The organism is Mycolicibacterium wolinskyi str. Jessa 2025 (assembly GCF_049241375.1).
GTDB classification, from domain to species: Bacteria; Actinomycetota; Actinomycetes; order Mycobacteriales; family Mycobacteriaceae; genus Mycobacterium; species Mycobacterium wolinskyi.
The window spans coordinates 7061312-7084779 of record NZ_CP185960.1 but is presented as its reverse complement, the minus strand read 5'-3'; the positions used below and the strand labels follow the sequence as shown (position 1 = coordinate 7084779).

The window sequence follows — 23468 nt, the reverse complement described above, 5'->3', positions numbered from 1 at the left end:
CCAGGGACGCACGACTAGGTGCGGCTCTTTCGCTTCATCCGTTCTGCGTCGCTGCGTACCAGGGTGGCGGTCGCGTCCGCGGCAGCGGCTGCCGCGGTCGTCGCGGCGTTCACGATCCTGACCTCGCTCGTGCTCGTCAACAATGACGCGGCGCAACTCGACCGCAGGCTCGACTCGATCGTCGACGCCAGCATCAACCCCGAGCACCTGCAGGATCCGCGCCGCGGTGTGCTCACTACGGGCCGGTCCAGGTCGACGGGGCAGGTGGTGTTCCAGCGCGGCTTCCAGTTGCCTGCGCTGCCGCCGGGCACCGAGACCGTCCAGGTCAACGGCGTCGACTATCGCGTCCGCACCATCCAGGTCGACCAGCAGGGCGGCGTGCTGATGTCGATCGGCATCCGCGCCGACAGTATCCTGTTGAGCGCCAACCGAATTCCGCTGTACGCCGCGGTCGGGTTGGTCACCGTGCTCGTCGCGGGTGGGCTGGGCTGGCTGCTCGCCGGCCCGGCGATCCGGCCGCTGCGCAAGCTGACCGAGCACACCTCCAAACTCGGCAGCGGCACCGAGACGATGCCCGAGGTGCGCGGCGTCCGTGAGGCCGAAGACCTCTCCGAGGCGATGGCCGGGATGCTGACCCGGCTGGCGGCCGCACAGCGGGCAACGACGAATTCCCTTCAGGCAGCGCAGGATTTCGCCGCCAACGCCGCCCATGAGCTGCGCACCCCGCTGACCGCGATGCGCGCCGACCTCGACACCCTGCGGATCCACAACCTACCCGAGGACGAGCGCGACGAGGTGGTCGCCGACCTGTCGCGCGCCCAGCGGCGCGTGGAGGCCATCATCACCGCGTTGGGGCAGCTGGCCTCCGGTCAGTTGGCGCAGGCCGAGGACCGCGAGCTCATCGACATCACCGACATGCTCGACCGGGTCGCGAGAGAGAACAGCCGACCGGGCGGACCGGTGAGCATCGACGTTCAGGTCGCCGACGACGTCGGCCTCGTGCTGGGCTGGCCGGGCGGCCTGCGGATCGCCGTCGACAACCTGGTGCGCAACGCCATCACGCACGGCGAGGCCACCCGCATCGTGCTGGCCGCCCACCGCAGCGGGCAGATGCTGACGATCGTCGTCGACGACAACGGCCGCGGTCTGCCGGTCGAGGAGCACGAAACCGTGCTCGGCCGGTTCCGGCGCGGCAGCACCGCCGTCAGCGGGGGATCGGGTCTCGGCCTCGCGCTCGTCGCGCAGCAGGCTCAATTGCACGGCGGTGAGATCCAGTTGTCCGACGGGCCGCTCGGCGGGTTGCGCGCCACCCTGACAATCTCGATGTCGCCCGCGGCCGAACCCGGCCAGCCGGACTGAGCGCGGCGGCGCACGCCCGTCAGCGCCGCGCGCCACCCGAGCAGCAGCACCCCGGTGACGAGCGAGGCGACGACGATGAAGCTCGCGGCCACCCCGGCCGACGTGAGTTTGCGCAGCAGCATCCCGATCACCACCGTGCACACCCACACCGCAATCCCGGTGGGCGCCAACGAGGTCGGACGCTGCCAACCACGCGATACCAGCCAGCCGACGCCCGTGCCCACCAGGAACGGCCACGCGGTCTCGGCGACGCCCGCCACGGTGATGCCCTCGTCGTGGCTGCGCCGCCCGATGGTGCAGAACACCACCACGCAGACCACGTCGGTGAGGAGCGAAAGGGCGCTAGTTCGTCGCATAGGTCATCACGTCCAGTACCAGTGGGCTGACTTCGGATTGGTCGCGGGCTGCGAAGCCCGGCTGCAGCGTAACGGGCCTGCCGTCGATCAACGGATCGAGTGCCCCCATACCGGTCAGCCGGGAGTCGAGCCGGAATGATTTGAGTACGAACGGTAAGCCGTTGGACGCCAACGGGTCCGGGCCGTCCATCACGTGGAAGTGCAGGTGCGGCGCATCGGAGTTCCCGGAGTTGCCCAGCGCGGCGATGACCTGCCCGGTGCTGAGCTGATCGCCCGCCTTGACCTTGAGGCTCTGCGGTTGCAGGTGGGCATAGAACGCGTAGTTGCCGTCGCCGATGTCCTGCACGATGTGGTTGCCGCCGTATTCGTTGAGCGCGAGCCCGCTGGGCGCCGTGCCCGGGGTCTGCTCGGGCAGGCCGTCGAGCACCGCGACCACCGGACCGTCGGCGACCGCGTGGATCTCGGCACCGAAGTCCGGGTAGCTCTCGACCTTGGCCTTGTCGCCGGAGAACAGCGTGCGGTCGGCGCCGAGCTGGACGTAGTCGATCGCGAATCGCTCGGCGGCCCAGACCTTTCCGTTGATCGGGTTGAGCGCCATCCGGTGCGGGGTCATGTCACAGCAGCTGTTGGCGTCCACCCAATCCTCGCCGGCCAGCGGTGGCGAGATCGACACCGGTTTGCGCGTCTGCACCGACACCGGCGCGACCGTCTCGGTCAGATCCGGCGGGATGAGCGGCGGCATGGGTTTTGCGACCTTGACGCCCACGGCGTGGGTGAGTTCGGTCGGAACCTGTGCGGGGTCGTCGGCGACCACGTCGAGCCACACGTATGCGCTCTGACCCGGCCCGAGCACATTCGCACCGGCGGCCGGGCTTCCCACGAGGCGAGTCCAGTATTTGAGGCTGTCACCGGACAGCGTGAGCAGCTTGCGATCGCCGGCCAGTGCACTCACCGACGTCAGGGTGACGTTGCTCGGCATCGTGTTGGTCAGCATCAACTCGTAGGCCAGGTGCGTCCGGCCATCGGTGGCGGGCACCGAAACCGGGGCTGCCAGAACCGATCCGATCACCGGAGTCGCGACCGGAGGAGGCGTTGTGGTCGTCGTCGGTTCCGACTGCGACGTCTCCGCCGACGAACACGACGTCAGCGCGAGCGCGAGCAGCGCCGTACCGGACGCGAGGGTTCGGACCCGCATGGTGTCTCCTAGCGTTCGGTTTCGTTTTCGGCTGCCGTGTCCAGATTTGGCTCCGCCTCGGGCTCGTCAGGCTCGTCGGGGTCGATGTCCTTCTCCGTCCGGAACACGAAGAAGAACACCACCCAGCCGATGGCCGAGATGAAGATCCAGCTGACCAGCCGGTAGATGAGCATCGCGGAGATGGCCGAGGCCAACGTCATGCCCGACGACACCAGACCGGGTACCAGCACGGCCTCGACCACGAGCAGACCGCCCGGCATCAACGGGATCGTGCCCACCGCGCGGGCGGCCGCGTAGGCCACGGTGACGCCGGCCAGCGACGGGTGCCCGCCCGTCGCATAGCAGGCGAACGCCAGGCACGCGACGTCGGCGACCCAGTTGAACATCGACCAGCTGAACGCCAAGCCCAGATCGCGCCTGCCGAGGCTGACCGATTCCAGTTGCTGCAGGATCTCCCGCCATTTCGCCAGACCGGTATCTGTTGGCTTGCCGCGCAACGAGTTCGCCCACGACAGCACTTTCGCGCCGATGCCGTCGATCAGTTCGGGTTTGGTCGCCACAGCTTGACCGAGCAGCACGATGGCAAGCAGCCCGCCCAGCGAAAAGATAAGCGACAGTGGGTTTTTGCTGGCTCCCAGCAGGAACGCCCCGCCGAGCCCCAGCAGCGCCAGCCCCACGATCTGCAGCACGCCCGACATCACGAGCTGCCACGAGGCGATCAGGGGAGTGGCGCCCCAGATGCGCTGCTGGCGGTAGGTGAAGGTCGCCGACAGCACCGGGCCGCCCGGCATGGTGGTCGACAGCGCGTTGGCCGCGTAGTACGCGGCCTCCGAGCGCCACTGTTTGACCTTCACCCCGGCCGAGCGCAGCAGCGTCCGCTGGATCTGCGCGAAGCTGTGGATCGAGGCAAGGGCGGCGACCACCGCGGCCAGCACCCACCACCAGTTCGCCGAGATCAGGCTCTTCCACGCCTTCGCCAACTGGTCCCACACGAGCGTGATCTCGACCGCCAGCACGGTGACCGCGATCGCGATGATCACCCAGCGGACCCACCAGTACTTGCCGCGCGTGGAGCCGGCCCGGTCGCGGGCAGTGTCCGCCGGCGCGTCGTGTGACACGCCCTAAGGGTAGCCGTGCAGGTCGCGCCGACATCGCCGCTCGGCGGGCGCGCCGCGGCTACGCTACCGACATGCTTTCGGATTCCGTTGCCGATGAGTCGGTGACGCCCCTCGTTCGCAAGACTGCAGCCTGGTCATGGCGCCTGTTGGTCATTCTTGGCGCCGTCGTGGCGTTGCTGTGGTTGGTCAAACGGCTCGAGCTGCTCGTGGTGCCGGTGGCGTTGGCCACCATGGTCACCGCGTTGCTCCTGCCTGCCGTCGACTTCATGGACCGCCGCGGTGCGCCGCGCGGATCCGCGGTGGCGCTCGTGCTGCTGGCCGGCATCGCGATCGTCGGCGGCATCCTCACGTTCGTCGTGTCGCAGTTCATCGAGGGTGCGCCCGATCTCGTCGAGCAGATGACGCGCAGCATCGACGGCGTCCGCAACTGGCTGATCGAGGGCCCGCTGCACTTGAGCAGGGAGCAGATCGACCAGGCGGGCAACACCGCGATCGAGGCGTTGCAGCGCAACCAGGAGCAGCTGACCACGGGTGCGCTGTCCACCGCGGGCACCCTCACCGAACTCGTGACCGGCGCGCTGCTGATGCTGTTCACGCTGATCTTCCTGCTGCAGGGCGGCCGCAACATCTTCGCGTTCGTGACGAAGATCTTCCCCGACCACGTTCGCGACCGCGTACGCGACGCCGGGCGTGCCGGCTTTCACTCACTCGTCGGCTATGTGCGGGCGACGTTCCTCGTCGCGCTCGTCGACGCGGTCGGGATCGGCACGGGCCTTGCGATCATGGGCATCCCGCTGGCGCTGCCGCTCGCGTCGCTGGTGTTCCTCGGCGCGTTTGTGCCGCTGGTCGGCGCGGTGGTCGCCGGGTTCTTCGCGGTGGTCGTCGCGCTGCTGTCCAAAGGTTTCGTCTACGCGCTGATCACCCTGGGGCTGATCATCGCGGTTCAGCAGCTGGAAGGGCACGTGCTGCAGCCGCTCGTGATGGGCCGCGCCGTGTCGATCCACCCACTGGCCGTGGTGCTCGCGATCGCCGGTGGCGGCGTGCTCGCCGGAATCGTCGGCGCGCTGCTCGCCGTCCCGGCCGTCGCGTTCCTCAACAGCTCGGCACGCGTGCTGCTGGCCCGAGATCCCGCCGCCGAAGAGGCCAGACAGGAGACCGAAGGCGAAACCATCCTGGAAGCGCCCTCGGACGACCTGTCCGAACGCGAGTAGCCGCGTCTAGAGCCGGCCCTCGCGCCGCAGCAGGTCCTGTGCGCTCATTCCGCCACCGCGCCGCTTGGGCTCGTCGGTGTCGCGGGTGTTGAGCTTCTCGGTCGCCGGATCGCCACCCGCGGGCGGGCGCTGCGCGCTGAACGCCGTCGTGGGTGCGTTGTCGCCGGGCGCCTGCCGCGACTGCGGCATCGCGCGCGTCGCATCGGCCGACGGGCGTGCCGGCGGGGGAGGCGGCGGCGGTGTGCTCTTCGCCGGGCCGTTCGCCGGCCCGCCACGCAGTGCGCCCAACCACGATTCGATCTCGCGTTCCTCGCGCGGAGTGCCAGGTGGCGGCTGGGGTGGCGGCGGAGCCGGTTGGGCCCCGGGTCGCGGCGTGCGGGCCGTCGGCGCGTTGGCATTGCCGGTCGCGGTGTTGACCGCGCTGTTGACCGCGTTACGGACGGCGTTGCGCGCCATGGCGAACCGCGTTGTCGCGGGCTCCTCGGCCTGCTGCGGCGGCGGCCCGATCCGTACCGTGCCTGCGGCCGACGGCGCGTTGGTCCGTATCGGCGGCGCCTGGCGGCTCGGATCGACGCCCGGGTGCGTGGGATCGTGCGGCCGGGGTGGTGGCGGCGGGGCACCGACACCCACCAGTGCACGCTCGTCGTCGGCCGGCTCGCGCACGGTCGGACGCTTGCGCTCGTCGGGCAGTTCGGTCTCGCCGAGGCCGATCTTTTCCTGGATCCGCTTCATCCAGCGCGGCGCCCACCAGCAATCGTCGCCGAGCAGCTTCATGATCGCGGGCACCAGGAACATACGAATGACGGTGGCGTCCAACAGAAGTGCGATGAGCAGACCGAACGCAAGGTATTTCATCATCACCAGGTCGGAGAACGCGAACGGGCCGGCGACGACGGCCAGGACCAGGGCGGCGCCGGTGATCAGCCGACCCGTGGTCGCGGTACCGATCCGGATTGCCTCGGCGGTGGACATGCCGCGTTCGCGGGCCTCCACCATGCGGGACACCAGAAATACCTCGTAGTCCGTCGACAGGCCCCAGATCACCGCGATGATCAACCCGATCATCGGTGCCATCAGCGGCTGTGGTGTGTAGTTCAACAGGCCAGATCCATGGCCGTCGACGAACATCCAGGTAAGGATGCCCATCGTCGAGCCAAGCGTGAGCGCGCTCATCAATGCGGCCTTGATGGGCAGCACGATCGAGCCGAAGGCCAGGAACATCAGGACGGTCGTGGTGATGACCAGGATCGTCACCATCAACGGCAGCCGGGAGAACAGGCTGTGGATACTGTCCTGCTCCAGCGCGGGGGTACCACCGACATAAACGGTGATGCCGTGTGGCGGCTGCAGCGCGCGCAACCCCTCGATGTTCGTCGCCGCGTCGCCGCGGTTCACCAGGCCGTTCTGGATCACCCGCACCGACGGGTCCTTCGATCCGCTGTCGGTGGCCGGGCGTTCCTTCCACATGGCATCGGGATCGTTGTCAGGATCGGTGAACCCGGGGACGGTCAGCGCCTTCGCCCGCATGTCGGCGATCTGCGAGTCGGTGATCGGTTCGCCGTCCTCGCGTTGCATCACCATCGTGATCTGTTCGGTGCGGAAGCCGGGGAAGAGCTTGTCGAACTCCTCCTGGGACTGCCGCACCGAGTTGTCCGGCGGCAGATACTTCTCGCTGATGCCCGCGAGCGTGAGCGAACCGATCGGTATGACGAGCAGAGTCATCACGACGAGGATCGGCGTGGCGAACGCGACGGGCCGTTTCATCACGACGTTGACGAGCTTGCCCCAGAAGCCTCTCTCGACTTCTTCGCGGGTCTTGGTCTTCTGGGTCTTCTCCGCGAACCAGTCGATGATGCGGCGCGAGAAGGGCCAGTTGGCCAGGAACGGCACCTTGAGCAGGGTGCGAACCCCCAGTGCGTCGACACGGGCGCCGAGAATGCCCAGAACCGCAGGCAGCACCGAGATCGACAGGATCGCGGCGAGCATGACCGACGCGATGATCGCGTAAGTGATCGATTTCAGGAAGCCGAGCGGGATCAGCAGCAGCGGCATCGATGACGCGACGATGATCACCGCGGAGAACGCCACCGTTCGGCCGGAGGTCATCACAGATCTTCGTACGGCCGCCTCGGTGTCATAGCCTTCGGCGAGTTCCTCCCGGAACCGGCTCACGATGAACAGGCCGTAGTCGATCGCGATACCTAGGCCCATCATCGTCACCACCGGCTGGGCGAAGAAGTGCACGGGCCCGAATTCGGCGGTGAGCCGCAGAATGCCCAATGCGCCTGCGATGGTCAGGCCGCCGATGATCGCAGGCAGGGCCGCGGCGACCGCGCCGCCGAACACGAAGAACAGCACGACGGCCACCAACGGGATGATGGCGATCTCGGCACGCTTCTGGTCGGTGCCGATGGTTCCGGTCAGTTCGCTCGCGAGCGGGTTGAGGCCCGCCAGTTTGATGTCGCCGCCGTTGACCTGCCGCAGCTCGGGCTCGATGGCCTGGTAGTTCTTGAGGATTTCGTCGTCGTTCTCACCGTTGAGCGGCACGCTGATGAAGGTGTGACGCAAATCCTGCGTCTTCATCTGGCTGACCGTCGGGTCGGTGGTGTCGGGCGCCTTCAGCCACCCGACCCACCCGACGACCTGGTCCGGGTTGTCCTCGACGAATTTGTCCAGCTCTTCGGTGACAGATTTCTGCCAGGCCTTGTCGGTGACCTTCTTGTCGTCCGGCGGGGTGAGGATCGCCACGATGTGGCTGGTCCGGTCACGGCCGTACACCTCGTCGGCCAAGAGCGAGGCCTTGACGGACTGGCTGCCCTCGTCGTAGAAGCCGCTCTGGGTGACGTTGTCGCCCAGACTTATCCCGTAGACGCCGCCACCGAGGCATAGCGCCACCATGACACCGATGACGATGTACCTGAATCGGTACACCGTTCGACCCCACCAGGCGAACACTTACGCTCCTAACTAAAAAACTTGTGTGACCCGCATATCGCACTTGAAACCGGTCATTTGCAGTTGTTACACACGCGAGGTCAGTAGCGATGACAACGGCCGGAATGGCTGCAGCCACGCGCCCTGCTCGGGTAGCGAGTCCAGGCCGATCCGTGGCAGCGGTTCCCGGAAAACACCAGGAATGTCCTCCAGATCGACAAACTCCAAGGTATCCGACGCTAGCGCCCAGCTTGCATGTTCGCGAAATCCAAGCACCTGCACGGGTGTGCCCTCACGGGCGATTTCCTCAAGCGGTTCCCGGAATGCCTGACCATCCGCCGAGGCAACCAGCACCGCCGCCAGCCCCTCACTCCTCCGCAGGGCGATGTGGTCGAGCATGTCGCTGTCGACGTCGCTGTCGTCATCGATCTTCGGTTTTGCGAAGACTGCGAAACCCACGTTACGCAACGCCTCCACCCATGGGCGGACGACGTCCGCGCTACCTGGGGCGATGTTGGTGAAGACGGTGGCTTCGGGCTCGAGGGAAATCGTCGGTTCGCCCTCGGCCGCGGAGGCGGCCGAAAGGTCGGCGGTGTATGCCAGCAGCCACCGGCCCAACGCGTCGAACCGCGGCCGGTGCGCGGCGGTCGGGCGGCCCCCGAGGATCGAACCCAACCCCATGTCGAGATTCGGTGCGTCCCAGACCAAGAGCACCCGCCGGACGCCGGTGCGCGCGGACGTGTCGGCGGGTGAGACATCCTGGCTCAGGCCCTGTTCGATGTCGGGGCTCACAGTCACGGTCGCTTCTCCCAGACCAGTTCGGCGACGTCGGTGCCGGCCAGGGCTTTGCGCTCGTACTTGGTGACGGGCCGTCGCACCGAGATGGGCAGCGCCGAGTTCAGGTCGACGCGACGCAGGAGCGGCTCGGCATCGCCGACTTCGGCGATGTGCTCGGCATATCCCATGTGGTCGGTGGCCGCATGCAGGATGCCGCCGGGGCGCAGCCGGTCGGCGATCAGCGCGACCGTCGCGGGCTGCAGCAGCCGGCGCTTGTGGTGGCGGGACTTCGGCCATGGGTCGGGGAAGAACACGCGCACGCCCGTGAGCGACTCGCTCTTGAGCACGTGTTCGAGCACGTCGACACCATCGCCGCGGATCATGCGGATGTTCGTCACGCCTTCGCGGTCGATGGCGGTGAGCAGTTGGGCCAGCCCTTTGCGGTACACCTCCACGGCGATCACGTCGATGTCGGGCTCGGCCTGGGCCATTGCCAATGTCGACGTACCGGTACCCGAACCGATCTCGAGGACCAGCGGTGCGGAGCGGCCGAACCAGGCTTCGATGTCGAGGTCGGTGACCGGGTTGCCGTCGTCGTCGCGGGCCTGGATGCCCAGGTCCGGCCAGCGCCGGTCCCACGTGTTCTGCTGGCCGCCGGACAGCGTCGAGCGGCGGGTGCGAAAGCTCGTCACCCGCGGAAGGCGGTGGGTCCCGGCCGGGTCGCCTGCGACATCGGATGTCGGGGTCGGTTCGCCGACGACATCAGACTTCGGCGCGTGCATCCGTCCATCGTCGCCTATCGACGGCGAAGTGCCCGCATCGTGGTACAGATTGATACCCAACAGTTGCCTTGAACTGTTAGGTCCCAAACATCCGTTCGCGAGCCTGCCCGGGACGTGCCACGATTTTCTCGGAGGACCGGGGAGCTCACAGGGAAGGCCGCCAGATTTTCGCAGACGAGCTCAAGCGCTTTGCCGACCGCGACGGCGATCAGCGGTTGGCCCAGATCAGCGCGCGCGTGTCGGCCGATGTGACCGTTGCCGTTCACGGTCGTCGCGGGGTCGGTGTCAGCACTGTCGCCGGTGCACTGGCCGACTGCGGGGTGGCGGTGCGCGACTCCGGCGAAATCGCCGTTCTGGTGATCGCCGAGGTGCTCAAACCCGAGGATCGCGCGAGTCTGGCCCGGCTGCGACAGGACGGCACCCCGGTGCTGATCGTGCTCAACAAGGCCGATCTCGCCGGGTCGGGTCCGGGTGGGCCGATGGCCACCGCCCGCAGGCGCGCCGATCAGCTGCGGCGACTGGCCGGGGTTCCGGTGGTCCCGATGGTGGCGTTGCTCGCGGGTGCCGATCCCGCGCCGCATCTGGTGCGGGCGCTGCGGGTGGTGGCGGCCGAGCCGGCCGATCTGACCTCGCCCGACGCGTTCCTGCGCGCCCCGCACGGTTTGCCGGTCGAGGTGCGCGTCGAGCTGTTGGACGCATTGGACCGGTTCGGCATCGCACACGCGGCCCTGGCGCTGAGTCGCGGCGCCGACGCCGACGGGCTGCCCACGCTGTTGCATCGTCTCAGCGAGGTCGACCAGGTGCTTGCCGCGCTGTCGGCCGTCGCCGCACCGGTCCGGTATCGCCGGATGCGTCGTGCGGTCGCCGAACTGCGCGCCCTGCGCAGCGAGTCTGCCGCGCGTTTCCTGGCGGCCGATGAGACCGTGCTCGCGATGATGGCGGCCGCCGTCGACGTCGTGGAGGCGGACGGGGTCGCGGTCGACCGCGGCGATGATCGAAAGGCGCACCTGCACCGCGCCCGGTACTGGCGGCACTACAGCCGCGGTCCGGTCAACGCGCTGCATCGCAGCTGCGGTGCCGACATCGCGCGGGGCTCGCTGCGGCTCCTCGACGGTGCCCCTGACCACCGGGTCATCGGGCGGTGACTGGGCCGGATCCGGTCGGAGCCGCAGACGCCGCAGATGCTGTGGTGGCGGCGATCGACCCCGGGCTCAACTCGCCGGGAGTGGAATCCCGTGACGTCGTGCTGGTGGCCGGCCCGTGGCTGGCGGGCGCGAGCAGCGTGCTGGCGGCGCTGCGCGACCGGATGCCGGAGTACACGTTCGTCGAGTCCACCGAGATGCTCGCCGGGGAAGCACCGATGGCGGTGGTGTTCGTCGTGTCGGCGGCCGCTGTCGTCACCGAATCCGACTGCGCCCTGGTCGATCTGGTGTCCCGATACACCGACCTGGTGGTCGGGGTGCTGTCGAAGATCGACGCGCACCGCAACTGGCGCGAGGTGCGCGACGCCGACGCGGCCGTTCTCGCCGAGCGGGCATCGCGCTATGAGCGGATGCCGTGGGTCGGGGTCGCGGCGGCGCCCGACCTCGGCGAACCCCAGCTCGACGACCTCGTCGAGCTGTTGTCTAAGCGCCTGGCCGACCCTGATCTGTTGCGTCGAAACAGATTGCGGGCCTGGGAAACTCGACTGGAGGCCGTGATCGGCCGGTACGAGGCCGACGGGTCGGGCGCCGACCGCAAGGCGCGCGTGGATGCGCTGCGCGAGCGGCGTGACGAGATCAACCGCAACCGCAGGCTCGCCAAGACCGAACGCAGCATCGCGCTGCGCAGCCAACTGCAGCAGGCCCGGGTTCAGCTCGGGTATTTCGCCAGGAACCGGTGCAACTCGGTACGTACCGAATTGCAGGAGGACATCGCAGGCATCGGCAGACGCCGTATTTCGGGCTTCGAGGCGTACGCGCGGCAGCGGGCCGGCGAGGTGGTGACCGAGGTCGACGAGGGCGTCACCAAACACCTCGGCGATGTCGCGGTCGAGCTCGGTCTGACGCCGCCCGCGCCCGCATCGACGCCGCGGCAGCCCGACATCGCCGCGCCACCGCTGAAGTACCGCAACCTGGAGACGCGGCTGATGATGGTGCTCGGCGTCGGCTTCGGCCTTGGTGTCGCGTTGGCGGTGAGCCGCCTCTTGGCGGGTGCGGCTCCCCGGTTGGCCGTCGCCGGTCTGGTCGTCGGTGCCGTCGTCGGCCTGCTCCTGGCGGGGTGGGTGGTCAGCACACGGGGCCTGCTGCACGACCGGGCGGTGCTGGACCGGTGGGTCAACGACGCCACGACCGACCTGCGGTCCAGCGTTGAGGAGCTCGTCGCGACCCGGGTGCTCGCGGCCGAAACCGCGCTCACGACCGAACTGGCCGGACGCGACGAGACCGAGAGCGCGACCGCGGCCGAACAGATCGCCGCGATCGATGCCGAGCTGCGTGAGCACGCGGTCGCGACGGCCCGCGCGGCTGCCCAACGCGACCGCCGGATCCCGCCGCTGCGGCGCGCACTGGAGGCTGTTCGGGCCGAACTTTATGCCGATTCGGGCGCTACTGACGAGTAACCGGCTTCTTACGTAAAACTGAATCGTTCCTGTGAGTCATCGGACATAGCACTGGTTCACTCTGGGTATGTCACCCGCGTTAACCTCTACCCAAAGGGGCAGCCGTGACCGCGTCGTGACGTGGCTTGGGTATCCACTCACGTTCGACAAAAAAATCCTACGCAGGAGAATTCGATGACCTCAGCGACCATTCCGGGTCTGGACACCGCACCGACCAAACACGAAGGACTGCTGGCCTGGGTTCAGGAGGTCGCAGAGCTGACACAACCCGACCGGGTGGTGTTCGCCGACGGCTCCGAAGAGGAGTACGACCGGCTCACCGCCCACCTCGTCGAGGTAGGCACCTTCCAGAAGCTCAACGACGAGAAGCAGCCGAATTCGTTCCTCGCCCTCTCCGATCCCTCCGATGTCGCGCGCGTGGAATCGCGGACCTTCATCTGCTCGCAGCGCGAGATCGACGCAGGCCCGACCAACAACTGGATGGACCCGGCCGAGATGCGCGAGATCATGACCGGCCTGTACCGGGGCTCGATGCGCGGCCGCACCATGTGGGTGGTGCCGTTCTGCATGGGTCCGCTGGACGCCGAGGACCCGAAGCTGGGTGTCGAGATCACCGACTCCGAGTACGTCGTCGTCTCCATGCGCACCATGACGCGCATGGGCAAGGCCGCGCTGGAGAAGATGGGTGACGACGGATTCTTCGTCAAGGCGCTGCACTCGATCGGTGCTCCGCTGGAGCCCGGCCAGGCCGACGTGCCGTGGCCGTGCAACGACACCAAGTACATCACCCACTTCCCCGAGACCCGCGAGATCTGGAGCTACGGCTCGGGCTACGGCGGCAACGCGCTGCTCGGCAAGAAGTGCTACTCGCTGCGCATCGCCTCGGCCATGGCCCACGACGAGGGCTGGCTCGCCGAGCACATGCTGATCGTCAAGCTGATCTCGCCGGAGAACAAGGCCTACTACATCGCGGCCGCGTTCCCGTCGGCGTGCGGCAAGACCAACCTCGCGATGCTGCAGCCCACCATCCCGGGCTGGCGCGCCGAGACCGTCGGCGACGACATCGCGTGGATGCGCTTCGGCAAGGACGGCCGCCTCTACGCGACCAACCCCGAGTTCGGTTTCTTCGGCGTCGCGCCGGGCACCAACTGGGACTCCAACCCCAACGCGATGAAGACCATCGCCAAGGGCAACACGGTCTTCACCAACGTGGCCAAGACCGACGACGGCGACGTGTGGTGGGAGGGCCTTGAGGGCGACCCCGACCACCTGATCGACTGGAAGGGCAACGACTGGTACCGCGAGTCGGAGGACAAGGCGGCGCACCCGAACTCGCGCTACTGCACCCCGATCGCCCAGTGCCCGACGCTGGCGCCCGAGTGGGACGACCCGCAGGGCGTTCCGATCTCGGCGATCCTGTTCGGCGGCCGCCGCAAGACCACGGTTCCGCTGATCACCGAGGCGCGCGATTGGCAGCACGGCGTGTTCATCGGCGCGACGCTCGGCTCCGAGCAGACCGCTGCCGCCGAGGGCAAGGTCGGCACCGTGCGCCGCGACCCGATGGCGATGCTGCCGTTCCTCGGCTACAACGTCGGTGACTACTTCCAGCACTGGATCAACATCGGCAAGAACGCCGACGAGTCCAAGCTGCCGAAGGTCTTCTTCGTCAACTGGTTCCGCCGTGGCGACGACGGCCGGTTCCTCTGGCCGGGATTCGGCGAGAACAGCCGCGTGCTCAAGTGGGCCATCGAGCGCATCGAGCACAAGGCCGAGGGCCGGTCCACCCCGATCGGCATCGTGCCGTCGGCCGCGGACCTCGACCTGAGCGGTCTCGACGTCGACCCCGCCGATGTCGACGAGGCGCTCGCCGTCAACGCCGAGGAATGGCGTGCCGAGCTTCCGCTCATCGAGGAGTGGTTCGAGTTCGTCGGCGAGAAACTGCCGACCGGCATCAAGGACGAATTCGACGCACTCAAGCACCGGCTGGCCGAGTAGCTTTCGGCGTCTGCTCGGCGCGGGTCAACGCCGCGCCATGTCCCAGAACGCCACCTCGTGCTCGAGTACCTCGCGCACCACATCGTCGTTGCCGTGTGTGACGGCGAGCTCGCCGAGCGCATCGACGTAATCGCCGAATTCCGGTGTGGTCCAATGCTCGACGAAATCGCGGAACTTCGACGTCTCCGATGCGGCATGCGTCCACGCCAGTAAGTAGACGCGTTCCACGACCCACAACGCGGTCACAGCGGTATCGAAAGGTTCGGCGTCGAGGCGGTCCAGCAGCTTCCGGTAGGCCAGCGTGGCGGGCAGCGCTTCCTGCGTCATCTGCAGGCCGCGTCGCCGCGCCTGCTCGTCGAACCAGTCCAGTTCGGCGACCAGTGCCGCGCACCCGGCCGCGAGCGTGGTCTGTGCCCGCCGCGGCGCCCGCGCCAGCAACCGGGCCTGAAACGTCAGCAGGTCGGCGACGAAGATCGCGTCCTGGCACAACCAGCGGTCGAACGCCGCATCGGTGATGGTGCCGTCACGGACGGCGTCGAGGAACGGGTGGCGGGTCGCGGTCGTCCAAAGCTCATCTGACACGCCACGAACAATAGCGACGCGCCCACTTGACACCCGTCAAGTGGCGCCGATTACAGTCGGCTCATGCAGATCCGTGAGCACGCCAAGGCCAGCCCGGACAAGCCGGCCATCATCCTGTATCCGTCGGGAACCGTCGTCACGTTCGGTGAGCTCGAGGCCCGTGCCAACCGGCTGGCCCACCACTTCCGCGAGCACGGGCTGCGGGAGGGTGACGTGGTCGCGATCCTCATGGAGAACAACGAGCACATCCACGCCGTGATGTGGGCGGCGCGCCGCAGCGGGCTGTACTACGTGCCCATCAACACCCATCTGACACCCGCCGAGGCGGCGTACATCGTCGACAACAGCGGCGCCAAGGCGATCGTCGGCTCGGCCGCGCTCACCGATGTCCTGAGCGGTCTCGAAAGCGAGCTGCCGAACGGGCTGCCCGACATCCTGCTGATCGCCGACGGGGACCTCGACGGCTGGCAGCGCTATCCGCAGGCCGTCGCCGATCAGCCCGATACCCCGATCGACGACGAGATGGACGGCGATCTGCTGCAGTACTCGTCGGGCACCACGGGCCGGCCCAAGGGCATCAAACGCGAACTGCCGCATGTGCCCCCGTCGGAAACCCCCGGCATGATGGCCGCGCTCGTCGGCTTCTGGATGCATCCCGATGCGGTGTATCTGAGCCCGGCGCCGCTGTATCACACCGCGCCGTCGGTGTGGTCGATGCAGGTGCAGGCCGGCGGCATCACGACCGTGGTGCTGGAGAAGTTCGACGCCGAAGGCGCGCTCGACGCGATCCAGAAGCACGGTGTGACGCACGGCCAGTTCGTCCCCGTCATGTTCACGCGCATGCTGAAACTGCCGGAATCCGTACGTAATTCATATGACCTGTCGAGCCTGCAGCGCGTCATGCACGCCGCGGCGCCGTGCCCGGTGGAGATCAAGAAACAGATGATCGACTGGTGGGGGCCGATCGTCGACGAGTACTACGCGTCCTCGGAAGCCATTGGCGCAACGCTGATCACCGCCGAAGAGTGGCTGACGCATCCCGGTTCGGTGGGCAAGGCGATGACGAGCGTCGTGCACATCCTCGACGAGGACGGCAACGAGCTGCCGCCGGGCCAGGCCGGGGAGATCTACTTCGAGGGCGGCCAGGACTTCGAGTACCTCAACGACGCCGAGAAGACGGCATCGTCACGCGACTCGCACGGCTGGAAGACGGTGGGCGACATCGGATACGTCGATGAGGACGGGTACCTCTACCTGACCGACCGGCGCCACCACATGATCATCTCGGGCGGGGTCAACATCTACCCGCAGGAAGCCGAGAACATGCTCGTCGTCCACCCGAAGGTGATGGATGCCGCGGTGTTCGGCGTGCCGGACGACGAGATGGGCCAGAGCGTCAAAGGTGTCGTACAGACCGTCGACCCCTCCGACGCCACGCCGGAATTCGCCGAGGAATTGCTGAGCTGGCTGCGGGAGCGCCTGTCGCACTACAAGTGTCCGCGCTCCATATCGTTCGAGGAGCAGCTGCCCCGCACCGACACCGGCAAGCTGTACAAGCAGGAGCTGATCAAGAAGTATTCATGACGTGATCGAGCTGCCGGGTGGTATCCGCGTCAGTGTCGAAACTCCGGACGAGGGCGCCACGTTCACGCTCACCGAGTCCGCGGCCGACGATCGCAGGACGGTCACCGTGGACTCGGTGGAGCACACGCTCGCCGAACTCACCGAGCGATGCGGACGCTGGCCGCAGGCCGCCGCGGTGTGCGACGACGTGTTGTGCAGTATCGACGTCGCCGCACCCGCGTTCGGTGGCGTGATCACCGAGTCGCTCGCATACTCGACTCTGCAGTCCGGACCGGAGTTCGGCCGCTGGCTGGCCGAACGTGGACCGGCGACCGTGCCGGAACTGCCCGATCCGGTGCAGGCCCGCCGCGACGGCAACACCCTGCACGTGCGGTTCAACCGGCCGCGGCGCCACAACGCGTTCTCCACCGACGCCAGGGCCGCGCTGCTCGAGGCACTCGACGTCGCGCGGCTCGATCCGTCCGTCGACGAGGTCGTGCTCGGCGGCAACGGCCGATCCTTCTGCAGCGGTGGTGATCTCGCCGAGTTCGGCTCGTTCGCCGATCCGGCGAGCGCGCACCTCGCCCGCACCCGCCACAGCCCCGCGCTGGTGCTCGACGAACTCACCGCGCGCTTGGGCCGTCGCTGCCGTGCGCGCGTGCACGGCCAGGTGCTCGGCAGCGGACTGGAGATGGCCGCCTACTGCGGCTGGGTGAGCTGTGACCCCCACGCCACGCTCGGACTGCCCGAACTCGCACTGGGCCTGATCCCCGGTGCCGGCGGCACGGTCAGCATCACTCGCCGAATCGGCCGCTGGCGCACGGCCTTTCTCGTGTTGTCCGGCCGTACCATCGACGCTGCGACCGCACTGGCGTGGGGACTGGTCGACGAGATCGTCAGCGTTGGCGGGCCGGCCTGATGATCATCTCGTTGACGTCGACCTCGGGTGACTCGTTCACGGCGTAGGACACCGCACGGGCGATCGCATCGGGCGGGATCGAATCGGCCCGGTACGTGCGCATCGCTTCCGCTGCCGTCGGATCGGTGATGGTGTCGGCGAGTTCGGATTCCACGACGCCGGGCGAGATGGTCGTGACGCGGATGGCGGGGTCGAGCTCCAACCGCAGCCCCTCGGTGATGGCCCAGGCGGCGTACTTCGTCGCGCAGTACACCGCGCCGGTCGGCGCCACTTCATGGGCACCGATCGACGCCATGGTGACGAAGTGGCCGTGACCTTGCCGCTGGAAATGCGGTAGCGCGGCGGCGATGCCGTTGAGCAGCCCGCGGACGTTGACGTCGATCATGGTGTCCCAATCGTCGACCAGCAGTGCGTCGAGTCGCGACAGCGGCATCACACCGGCGTTGTTGACGATCACGTCGATGCGCCCGTGCTCCGACACCGCCCAGTCGACGAACGACACCACGTCGGCGCGATCGGTGACGTCCAGGCGGCGCACGGCCAAGTTGTCGCGCGCCAGTGCGGCGAGGCGGTCTTCGCGGCGGGCACCGCCGATGACGTGGTGGCCTTCGGCGGCCAGTCGGGTCGCGATGGCCGCGCCGATGCCGCTGGTGACTCCGGTGACGAGAATGATCTTGGATTCGCTCATGCCAGCCAGGCTGCCGCGCCGCGCCATCATGAACCAGGGTGCAGCGCACCCAGGCACGGCAGCCGGGCCGCGCATAATGTGGCGGTATGACCGAGCTCGGGGATTACCTGCGCAGCATGCGCGCGCTGGTCGGGCCGGCCGAGGTCGGCTTGACGAGCGTGGGGCACCGGCGCGTGCCCGGGCTGCGGCGTGAGGAGGTGGCGCTGCTCGCCGGGGTCAGCGTCGACTACTACGTCCGGCTGGAGCAGGGCCGCGAGCGGTCGCCGTCGGCGCAAGTGCTCGATGCGCTCGCGGCCGCGTTGCGGCTCGACGACGACGGCCGCGGTCACCTGTTCCGGGTGGCCGGGCTGGCGCCGCGCCCGCGCAGCGTCCGGACGGCCGACCGAGTCGATCCCGCGCTCCTGCGGCTCATGACGGCCTGGCCCGACAATCCCGCGCTGATCTACAACCGGGCGTTCGACGTGCTGGCCGCGAACCCGCTGGCCGAGGCGCTGTTCGGCGACTTCGGCGCGGACGGGAACCTGATCCTGTTGGTGTTCACCGAGCCGAGGGCCCGCGATTTCTATGTCGACTGGCACGACATCGCAGCCAATGCGGTGGCCGGATTTCGCCGCAACCATGGCCTGGCGCCCCATGATCCGCGCGTCGCGGCCGTGCTCAACGAACTGCTCGCCCGCAGCAAGGAGTTCACCGACCTGTGGGCCAGGCACGAGGTCCGGGGAAAATCCATCGCAGCCAAGACCTTTCACCATCCCGATGTCGGCACGCTCACCTTGGAGATGCAGACGTTCGACGTGCGGTCGGCGCCCGGCCAAGAATTGGTGGTCTACCAGGCCGAACCGGCCACGACGAGCGCCGATGCGCTGAAGCTTCTGGGCAGCCTCACCGCCTCGATCGGCATGTGAATAGCATGTGAATTCGTGACTGCACATGGCCAGTTCTTCGGGGGTCCGTACTTCGACGACCTGGAAGTGGGCCAGGTATTCGACACCGCGCCGTCGATGACGCTGACGGCAGGTGCCGCAGCCGCCCACCAGGCGATCATCGGAGACCGGCTGCGGTTGGCGCTGGACGCCGAACTGGCCGCCGCGGTGACCGGCGCCCCCGGCCCGCTCGCCCACCCGGCGCTCGTGTGCGACGTCGCGATCGGCCAGAGCACGCTCGTCACGCAGCGGGTGAAAGCCAACCTCTTCTATCGCGGGCTGGCATTCCACCGCTATCCAGTCATCGGTGACACGTTGTTCACGCGCACCGAAGTGGTTGGCCTCAAACAGAACTCGAACAAGCCCGGGCGTGCGCCGACGGGCTTGGCCGCGTTGCGCATGACGACCGTCGACCAGGACCAGCGCCTCGTGCTGGATTTCTACCGGTGCGCCATGCTGCCGCTGTCCGACGGCGCGGGAGACACCGGCCATACCGACGACCTGACCGCGATCGGTACCGACGCGACACCCGACCCGACGGCAGGGTGGGACGCCGACGCCTACCGGGCGAGGGTTCCCGGCCCGCATTTCGACGCGGCATTGGCAGGTAGCGTCTTGCGCAGCACCGCCGACGTGGTCTCGAGCGCACCCGAGCTCGCTCGATTGACACTGAATATCGCTGCTACACACCATGATTGGCGTGCAGGTGGCAAGCGGCTCGTGTACGGCGGTCACACCATCGGGCTGGCGTTGGCGCAAGCCGGCCGCTGTTGCCGAACCTGGTCACGGTGCTGGGCTGGGAATCGTGCGATCACACCGGGCCGGTGCACGAGAACGACACGTTGTTCAGCGAACTGCACGTGGAGTCGGCCGAAGCAGGTGTGCTGCGGCTGCGCTCGCTCGTGTTCGCCGCTGCCGGTCCCGACGACGCAGCGGACCGCCAGGTGCTCGACTGGCGGTTCAGTGCGTTGTTGTTCTGAGAGATGGTTGTGATGAATTCGGCGGTGCTCGGCCGGGCGCAACAGGTTGCAGACGCGTTCGCCGCCTCCACCGGCGTCGCCGTCGATGCCGCCGAAATCCTGACCGGACGTGCAGCGCTGCTCGGCTTGGCGCCGCACGGCCGCATCTCGGCGGGCGGGGCCACACGTCTGCTGAAGACCGGCGACGGCTGGGTCGCGTTGACGTTGTCGCGGCCGGATGACGTCGCCGCGGTACCCGCACTGGTCGGCGCCGACACGGTGAACAGCGATCCATGGCCGGCCGTCGAAGAGTGGGCGGCCCGCCGCGATGCCGCGCAGTTCGCCGAGCGGGCCCGGCTTCTCGGCCTGCCCGCCGCCGTCCTCGGCGAAACCGCGGCGGCCCAGCCGCGGATCGCCCGAATCGGCGATCGGGGCCCGGCCCGGCCGCTGACCGGCCTGCTGGTCGCCGATCTGTCGTCGATGTGGGCCGGGCCGCTGTGCGGCCAACTGCTCGTGCGCGCGGGCGCCACCGTGGTGAAGGTCGAAAACCCGGGACGGCCGGACGGCACCCGCGCCGGAGCCACGGTGTTCTTCGACTGGATGAACCACGGAAAACTGTCGTACGCAGCAGATTTCGATGACATCGGCCCGCTGCTCAAGACAGCTGACATCGTGATCGAAGCGTCGCGCCCCACCGCGCTCACGCGCCGCGGGCTCGGCCCGGAATCGGCGAGTGCCCGCGACGGGCGGGTGTGGCTGCGCATCACCGGATACGGCACGGCCGGCGAGCGGGCCGACTGGGTGGCATTCGGCGACGACGCCGCGGTGTCCGGAGGTCTGGTCGAATACCACGCCGGGACACCGGCTTTCACCGGCGACGCGATCGCCGACCCGCTCACCGGTCTGCATGCCGCGCACGCCGTCGTGGAGTCCTGCGCACACGGGGGCGGCGAGCTCATCGAGTTCGCGATGGCCGCGGTTGCCGCCGAGTACGCGCCGCTTGCCGGCGACGGCGACGCGGTCGGCGTGGTCGCGCCGCCGCTGTCGCCGTCCGGGCCCACGCTGGGCGCCGACGACGCCGAAGTGCGGCGGCTGATAGCCGAACGTGAGGCGCAGGCATGCTGATTCGGCGTGCGAGCCTGATCGACGGAGCAGTGGTCGACATCCGGGTCGGCGAGCGGATCGAAGAGGTCGCGGCGTCGTTGCCGGAGAGCGAACCGGTGCTCGACGCGGCCTTCGGCACCGTCATCCCTGGCCTGCACGACCACCACCTGCACGTGTACTCGGCCGCCGCCGAACAGGATTCGATCCGGGTCGGGCCGAACCTTGTGCGGGATGCCGCGCAGCTGCGGCACGCGCTGACGACCGCGCAGCCGGGCGGTGACGGTTGGATCAGGGCGGTCGGCTATCACGAAGTGGTGGCCGGACCGCTGGACCGGCATCGGCTCGACGAGCTCACGTCGACCGGGCCGGTGCGGATACAGCATCGCAGCGGCGTCCTGTGGATCCTCAACTCGGCCGGGCTGGATGCCGTCGGGCGACCCGATCATCCTGACGGCAGATTGCGCAGCGCCGATCCCACCTGGGCTGAGCCGTTGCAACGCAGACAAATTCAGGTGGGGCAGTTCAGCGAGCGCCTGGCCCGCTACGGCGTCACCGGTGTCACCGACGCCACGCCCGACCTCGACGCCCTGCCGACCGGCCTACGTCAACGGGTGCACCGGCTCGCACCGGGTAAACGCATACTGCACGACGACGATCTCGACCTGGACGCCCTGACCGCGTGGATCGGCCGCCGCCACGACGACGGCAACCCCGTCGCTATCCATTGCGTCACCGCAGCCCAACTCATCGTGACGATCGCGGCGCTGCGCGTCGCCGGAATCCACCCCGCCGACCGCATCGAACATGCGGCGATGGTTCCCGACGACTGCATCGCCGACCTCGTCGACCTCGGGGTGACCGTGGTGACGCAGCCGAACTTCGTCGCCGAACGCGGCGACCACTATTGCACCGACGTCGCTGAAACCGAACAGGATCAACTGTGGCGCCTGGCGACGCTGTCGGCCGCAGGCGTCCCCGTCGCGTTGTCCACCGATGCCCCGTTCGGTGACGCGGACCCGTGGGCGGCGATGCGCGCCGCGGTGCATCGCCGAACGCCGCGGGGCGTGGTGCTGAATCCGGTCGAGCGTGTCTCGGCGCGCACGGCCCTTGAGATGTTCTGCGGTGTGGCCGAACACCCGGCAGTCCCGCGGACGATCGCGCCGGGCCAGCCCGGCGATCTGTGCGTGCTGTCGGCGGGGCCGGCGCAGGTGCTCGACCAATTGGACGCGGGTTTGGTGGCGGCCACCATCGTCGGCGGTGTCGTGGTGTTCGCCCGGTGAACGTATGGCGCACGCCGGGCATGCCGGCCTTGTTGGCATCGGCCGCACTCGGATTCACCGGGTTCGCATTGCTGTTGCCGGTCGCGCCGATGTGGGCTGTGCACATCGGCGCCGACAATCTCGGGGCCGGCCTGGTCAACAGCGTGCTGATGGGATGCACGGTGCTGGCGCAGCTGTTGGTCGGACGGCTGCTCAAGCGTGTCGGCGCGCCGGTGACCTTGGCGATCGGACTGGTGTTGTTGGGCGCGCCTGCGCTGGCACACATGGCCGCGGGCTCGTTGTGGGCGGTGCTGCTGCTCGCGGCGCTGCGAGGTTTCGGTTTCGGGATTCTCACGGTGACCGGTGTCGACGGCATCGCCGGTCTGGTACCGCAGGAGTATCGGGGCCGCGCGGTCGGGGCATACGGATTGGCCCTCGCCGCACCGCAATTCGTCCTCACCCCGGCCGGGCCGTGGCTGGCCGAGCACGTCGGTTTCGAGCTGGTGTTCGTGCTCGCCGCCGCCCCGCTGCTGGCGGTGCCGCTGGCACTGGCGTTCACCCGCTCGGTGCCGACGCCGCCCCGCACCACCGAGGACCGAATCTCGGTGAGCCGTGGCCTGGTGGGGTCCATCGCGGCGCTCGTCGTGATCACCGCGTCGGGTGGCGCGATCCTCACCTTCGCACCGCAATTCGGCAGTGCGGAGGTGGCATTCGGTGCACTGCTGGGTCTGACCGGTGCGGCGGCGTTGACGCGGTGGCTGGTCGGCGGTGTGGCCGACCGATTCGGCCCGGCAAAGTTCATCGATCCGATGCTGTATGTGGGTGCGATCGGCCTGGTTACGGTCGCGTTCGGGATCGGCGCTCACGGCTTGCTCGTCGTCGCGGGCGCGGTGCTGGTCGGCGTGGCCTACGGATCGTTGCAGAACGTCACGCTGGTCCAGGCGTTCGCGGCGTCCGGCGAACACGCCCGCCGCGCCGTCAGTGTGGCCTGGAATGTCGGGTTCGATGCGGGCACGGGCCTTGGCGCGCTGGCCGTCGGTGCATTGGCCACGTCGAATTCGTTCCCGTCGGCGTTCGCGGCGATGGCCGTCGGATGCGTCGTGGTCGGGGCCTGCTGGACCGTCGGGCGCCGATTGTAAGTGCCC

The 23468-nt window shown here is 68.4% G+C and carries 18 protein-coding genes and 2 pseudogenes; 12 read left to right on the top strand and 8 right to left on the bottom strand.

All coding sequences use genetic code 11. The annotated features are described in order from the left end of the window. Positions 1-18: 18 nt before the first annotated feature. Complete coding sequence (locus tag ACOI2T_RS34975) at positions 19-1359, top strand: HAMP domain-containing sensor histidine kinase (protein ID WP_067848625.1); 1341 nt, start codon at positions 19-21, stop codon at positions 1357-1359. Here the strand turns inward: ACOI2T_RS34975 and ACOI2T_RS34970 are convergent. The 3 genes and pseudogenes from ACOI2T_RS34970 to ACOI2T_RS34960 all read right to left on the bottom strand — a co-directional run. After that, a pseudogene (locus ACOI2T_RS34970) lies at positions 1359-1715 on the bottom strand (DUF3054 domain-containing protein); the annotation flags it as partial. The gene ACOI2T_RS34975 and the pseudogene ACOI2T_RS34970 overlap by 1 nt on opposite strands. Beyond that, on the bottom strand, positions 1702-2910 hold the full coding sequence (locus tag ACOI2T_RS34965; RefSeq protein WP_409502880.1) for a M23 family metallopeptidase: 1209 nt from the start codon (positions 2908-2910) through the stop codon (positions 1702-1704). The pseudogene ACOI2T_RS34970 and the gene ACOI2T_RS34965, both read right to left, overlap by 14 nt. A gap of 8 nt (positions 2911-2918) precedes the next feature. Next, positions 2919-4028, bottom strand: coding sequence for a lysylphosphatidylglycerol synthase transmembrane domain-containing protein (locus tag ACOI2T_RS34960; RefSeq protein ID WP_409502879.1), 1110 nt, complete (start codon positions 4026-4028; stop codon positions 2919-2921). A gap of 71 nt (positions 4029-4099) precedes the next feature. Here ACOI2T_RS34960 and ACOI2T_RS34955 point away from each other — a divergent pair, with 71 nt between their 5' ends. Continuing rightward, positions 4100-5239: an AI-2E family transporter gene (locus ACOI2T_RS34955; RefSeq protein ID WP_409502878.1), complete on the top strand. Its 1140-nt coding sequence runs from the start codon at positions 4100-4102 to the stop codon at positions 5237-5239. 6 nt (positions 5240-5245) lie between these two features. Here ACOI2T_RS34955 and mmpL3 read toward each other — a convergent pair whose 3' ends face one another. The 3 genes from mmpL3 to trmB all read right to left on the bottom strand — a co-directional run bounded on the left by mmpL3 (position 5246) and on the right by trmB (position 9750). Beyond that, the gene (gene mmpL3, locus ACOI2T_RS34950; protein WP_409502877.1) at positions 5246-8194 is read right to left on the bottom strand and encodes a trehalose monomycolate exporter MmpL3; all 2949 of its coding nucleotides are present in this window, start codon (positions 8192-8194) and stop codon (positions 5246-5248) included. Between the two features lie 66 nt (positions 8195-8260). Then, positions 8261-8941 (bottom strand): NYN domain-containing protein, encoded by a 681-nt coding sequence (locus tag ACOI2T_RS34945; RefSeq protein ID WP_409503078.1) that lies wholly within the window; start codon positions 8939-8941, stop codon positions 8261-8263. Between the two features lie 26 nt (positions 8942-8967). Then, positions 8968-9750: a tRNA (guanosine(46)-N7)-methyltransferase TrmB gene (gene trmB / locus ACOI2T_RS34940; protein WP_409503077.1), complete on the bottom strand. Its 783-nt coding sequence runs from the start codon at positions 9748-9750 to the stop codon at positions 8968-8970. A 197-nt stretch (positions 9751-9947) separates the two neighbouring features. Here trmB and ACOI2T_RS34935 point away from each other — a divergent pair, with 197 nt between their 5' ends. From ACOI2T_RS34935 to ACOI2T_RS34925, 3 genes are all read left to right on the top strand, one after another. Beyond that, on the top strand, positions 9948-10877 hold the full coding sequence (locus ACOI2T_RS34935; protein ID WP_409502876.1) for a P-loop NTPase family protein: 930 nt from the start codon (positions 9948-9950) through the stop codon (positions 10875-10877). After that, the gene (locus tag ACOI2T_RS34930) at positions 10874-12331 is read left to right on the top strand and encodes a hypothetical protein (RefSeq protein ID WP_409502875.1); all 1458 of its coding nucleotides are present in this window, start codon (positions 10874-10876) and stop codon (positions 12329-12331) included. The genes ACOI2T_RS34935 and ACOI2T_RS34930 overlap by 4 nt, the downstream gene beginning before the upstream one ends. A gap of 174 nt (positions 12332-12505) precedes the next feature. Continuing rightward, complete coding sequence (locus ACOI2T_RS34925) at positions 12506-14326, top strand: phosphoenolpyruvate carboxykinase (GTP) (protein ID WP_409502874.1); 1821 nt, start codon at positions 12506-12508, stop codon at positions 14324-14326. 24 nt (positions 14327-14350) lie between these two features. Here the strand turns inward: ACOI2T_RS34925 and ACOI2T_RS34920 are convergent, their stop codons facing one another. Next, complete coding sequence (locus ACOI2T_RS34920; RefSeq protein ID WP_409502873.1) at positions 14351-14908, bottom strand: TenA family protein; 558 nt, start codon at positions 14906-14908, stop codon at positions 14351-14353. Positions 14909-14971: 63 nt separating this feature from the next. Here ACOI2T_RS34920 and fadD4 point away from each other — a divergent pair, with 63 nt between their 5' ends. Together fadD4 and ACOI2T_RS34910 are read left to right on the top strand one after the other, a co-directional pair. After that, positions 14972-16492 carry a fatty-acid--CoA ligase FadD4 gene (fadD4, locus tag ACOI2T_RS34915; RefSeq protein WP_409502872.1) on the top strand — a complete coding sequence of 507 codons (1521 nt, stop codon included), beginning with the start codon at positions 14972-14974 and terminating at the stop codon, positions 16490-16492. 4 nt (positions 16493-16496) lie between these two features. Then, positions 16497-17390, top strand: a complete 894-nt coding sequence (locus ACOI2T_RS34910; RefSeq protein ID WP_409503076.1) for an enoyl-CoA hydratase/isomerase family protein — start codon at positions 16497-16499, stop codon at positions 17388-17390. Here the strand turns inward: ACOI2T_RS34910 and ACOI2T_RS34905 are convergent. Further along, the gene (locus tag ACOI2T_RS34905) at positions 17368-18078 is read right to left on the bottom strand and encodes an SDR family oxidoreductase (protein WP_067848588.1); all 711 of its coding nucleotides are present in this window, start codon (positions 18076-18078) and stop codon (positions 17368-17370) included. The genes ACOI2T_RS34910 and ACOI2T_RS34905 overlap by 23 nt on opposite strands. A gap of 86 nt (positions 18079-18164) precedes the next feature. On the opposite strand from ACOI2T_RS34905, the gene ACOI2T_RS34900 reads away from it, so the two are divergent. The 5 genes and pseudogenes from ACOI2T_RS34900 to ACOI2T_RS34880 all read left to right on the top strand — a co-directional run bounded on the left by ACOI2T_RS34900 (position 18165) and on the right by ACOI2T_RS34880 (position 23462). Continuing rightward, on the top strand, positions 18165-18983 hold the full coding sequence (locus ACOI2T_RS34900) for a helix-turn-helix domain-containing protein (protein WP_409502871.1): 819 nt from the start codon (positions 18165-18167) through the stop codon (positions 18981-18983). Positions 18984-19079: 96 nt separating this feature from the next. Beyond that, positions 19080-19981: pseudogene (locus ACOI2T_RS34895) on the top strand (hotdog family protein). A gap of 12 nt (positions 19982-19993) precedes the next feature. Continuing rightward, a complete protein-coding gene (locus ACOI2T_RS34890; protein ID WP_409502869.1) occupies positions 19994-21085 on the top strand; it encodes a CoA transferase in 1092 nt (363 codons plus the stop codon). After that, positions 21079-22344 carry an amidohydrolase family protein gene (locus ACOI2T_RS34885; protein WP_409502868.1) on the top strand — a complete coding sequence of 422 codons (1266 nt, stop codon included), beginning with the start codon at positions 21079-21081 and terminating at the stop codon, positions 22342-22344. The genes ACOI2T_RS34890 and ACOI2T_RS34885 overlap by 7 nt, the downstream gene beginning before the upstream one ends. Beyond that, positions 22341-23462, top strand: a complete 1122-nt coding sequence (locus tag ACOI2T_RS34880; protein ID WP_409502867.1) for an MFS transporter — start codon at positions 22341-22343, stop codon at positions 23460-23462. Before ACOI2T_RS34885 ends, ACOI2T_RS34880 begins: the two co-directional genes overlap by 4 nt. Positions 23463-23468 lie beyond the last annotated feature (6 nt).

Excerpts from the sequence above, each read along its gene's own strand:
- ACOI2T_RS34965 (WP_409502880.1), bottom strand. The coding sequence starts at position 2,910 with ATGCGGGTCCGAACCCTCGCGTCCGGTACGGCGCTGCTCGCGCTCGCG.
- ACOI2T_RS34955 (WP_409502878.1), top strand. The coding sequence starts at position 4,100 with ATGCTTTCGGATTCCGTTGCCGATGAGTCGGTGACGCCCCTCGTTCGC.
- ACOI2T_RS34925 (WP_409502874.1), top strand. The coding sequence starts at position 12,506 with ATGACCTCAGCGACCATTCCGGGTCTGGACACCGCACCGACCAAACAC.
- fadD4 (WP_409502872.1), top strand. The coding sequence starts at position 14,972 with ATGCAGATCCGTGAGCACGCCAAGGCCAGCCCGGACAAGCCGGCCATC.
- ACOI2T_RS34905 (WP_067848588.1), bottom strand. The coding sequence starts at position 18,078 with ATGAGCGAATCCAAGATCATTCTCGTCACCGGAGTCACCAGCGGCATC.
- ACOI2T_RS34900 (WP_409502871.1), top strand. The coding sequence starts at position 18,165 with ATGACCGAGCTCGGGGATTACCTGCGCAGCATGCGCGCGCTGGTCGGG.
- ACOI2T_RS34890 (WP_409502869.1), top strand. The coding sequence starts at position 19,994 with ATGAATTCGGCGGTGCTCGGCCGGGCGCAACAGGTTGCAGACGCGTTC.
- ACOI2T_RS34885 (WP_409502868.1), top strand. The coding sequence starts at position 21,079 with ATGCTGATTCGGCGTGCGAGCCTGATCGACGGAGCAGTGGTCGACATC.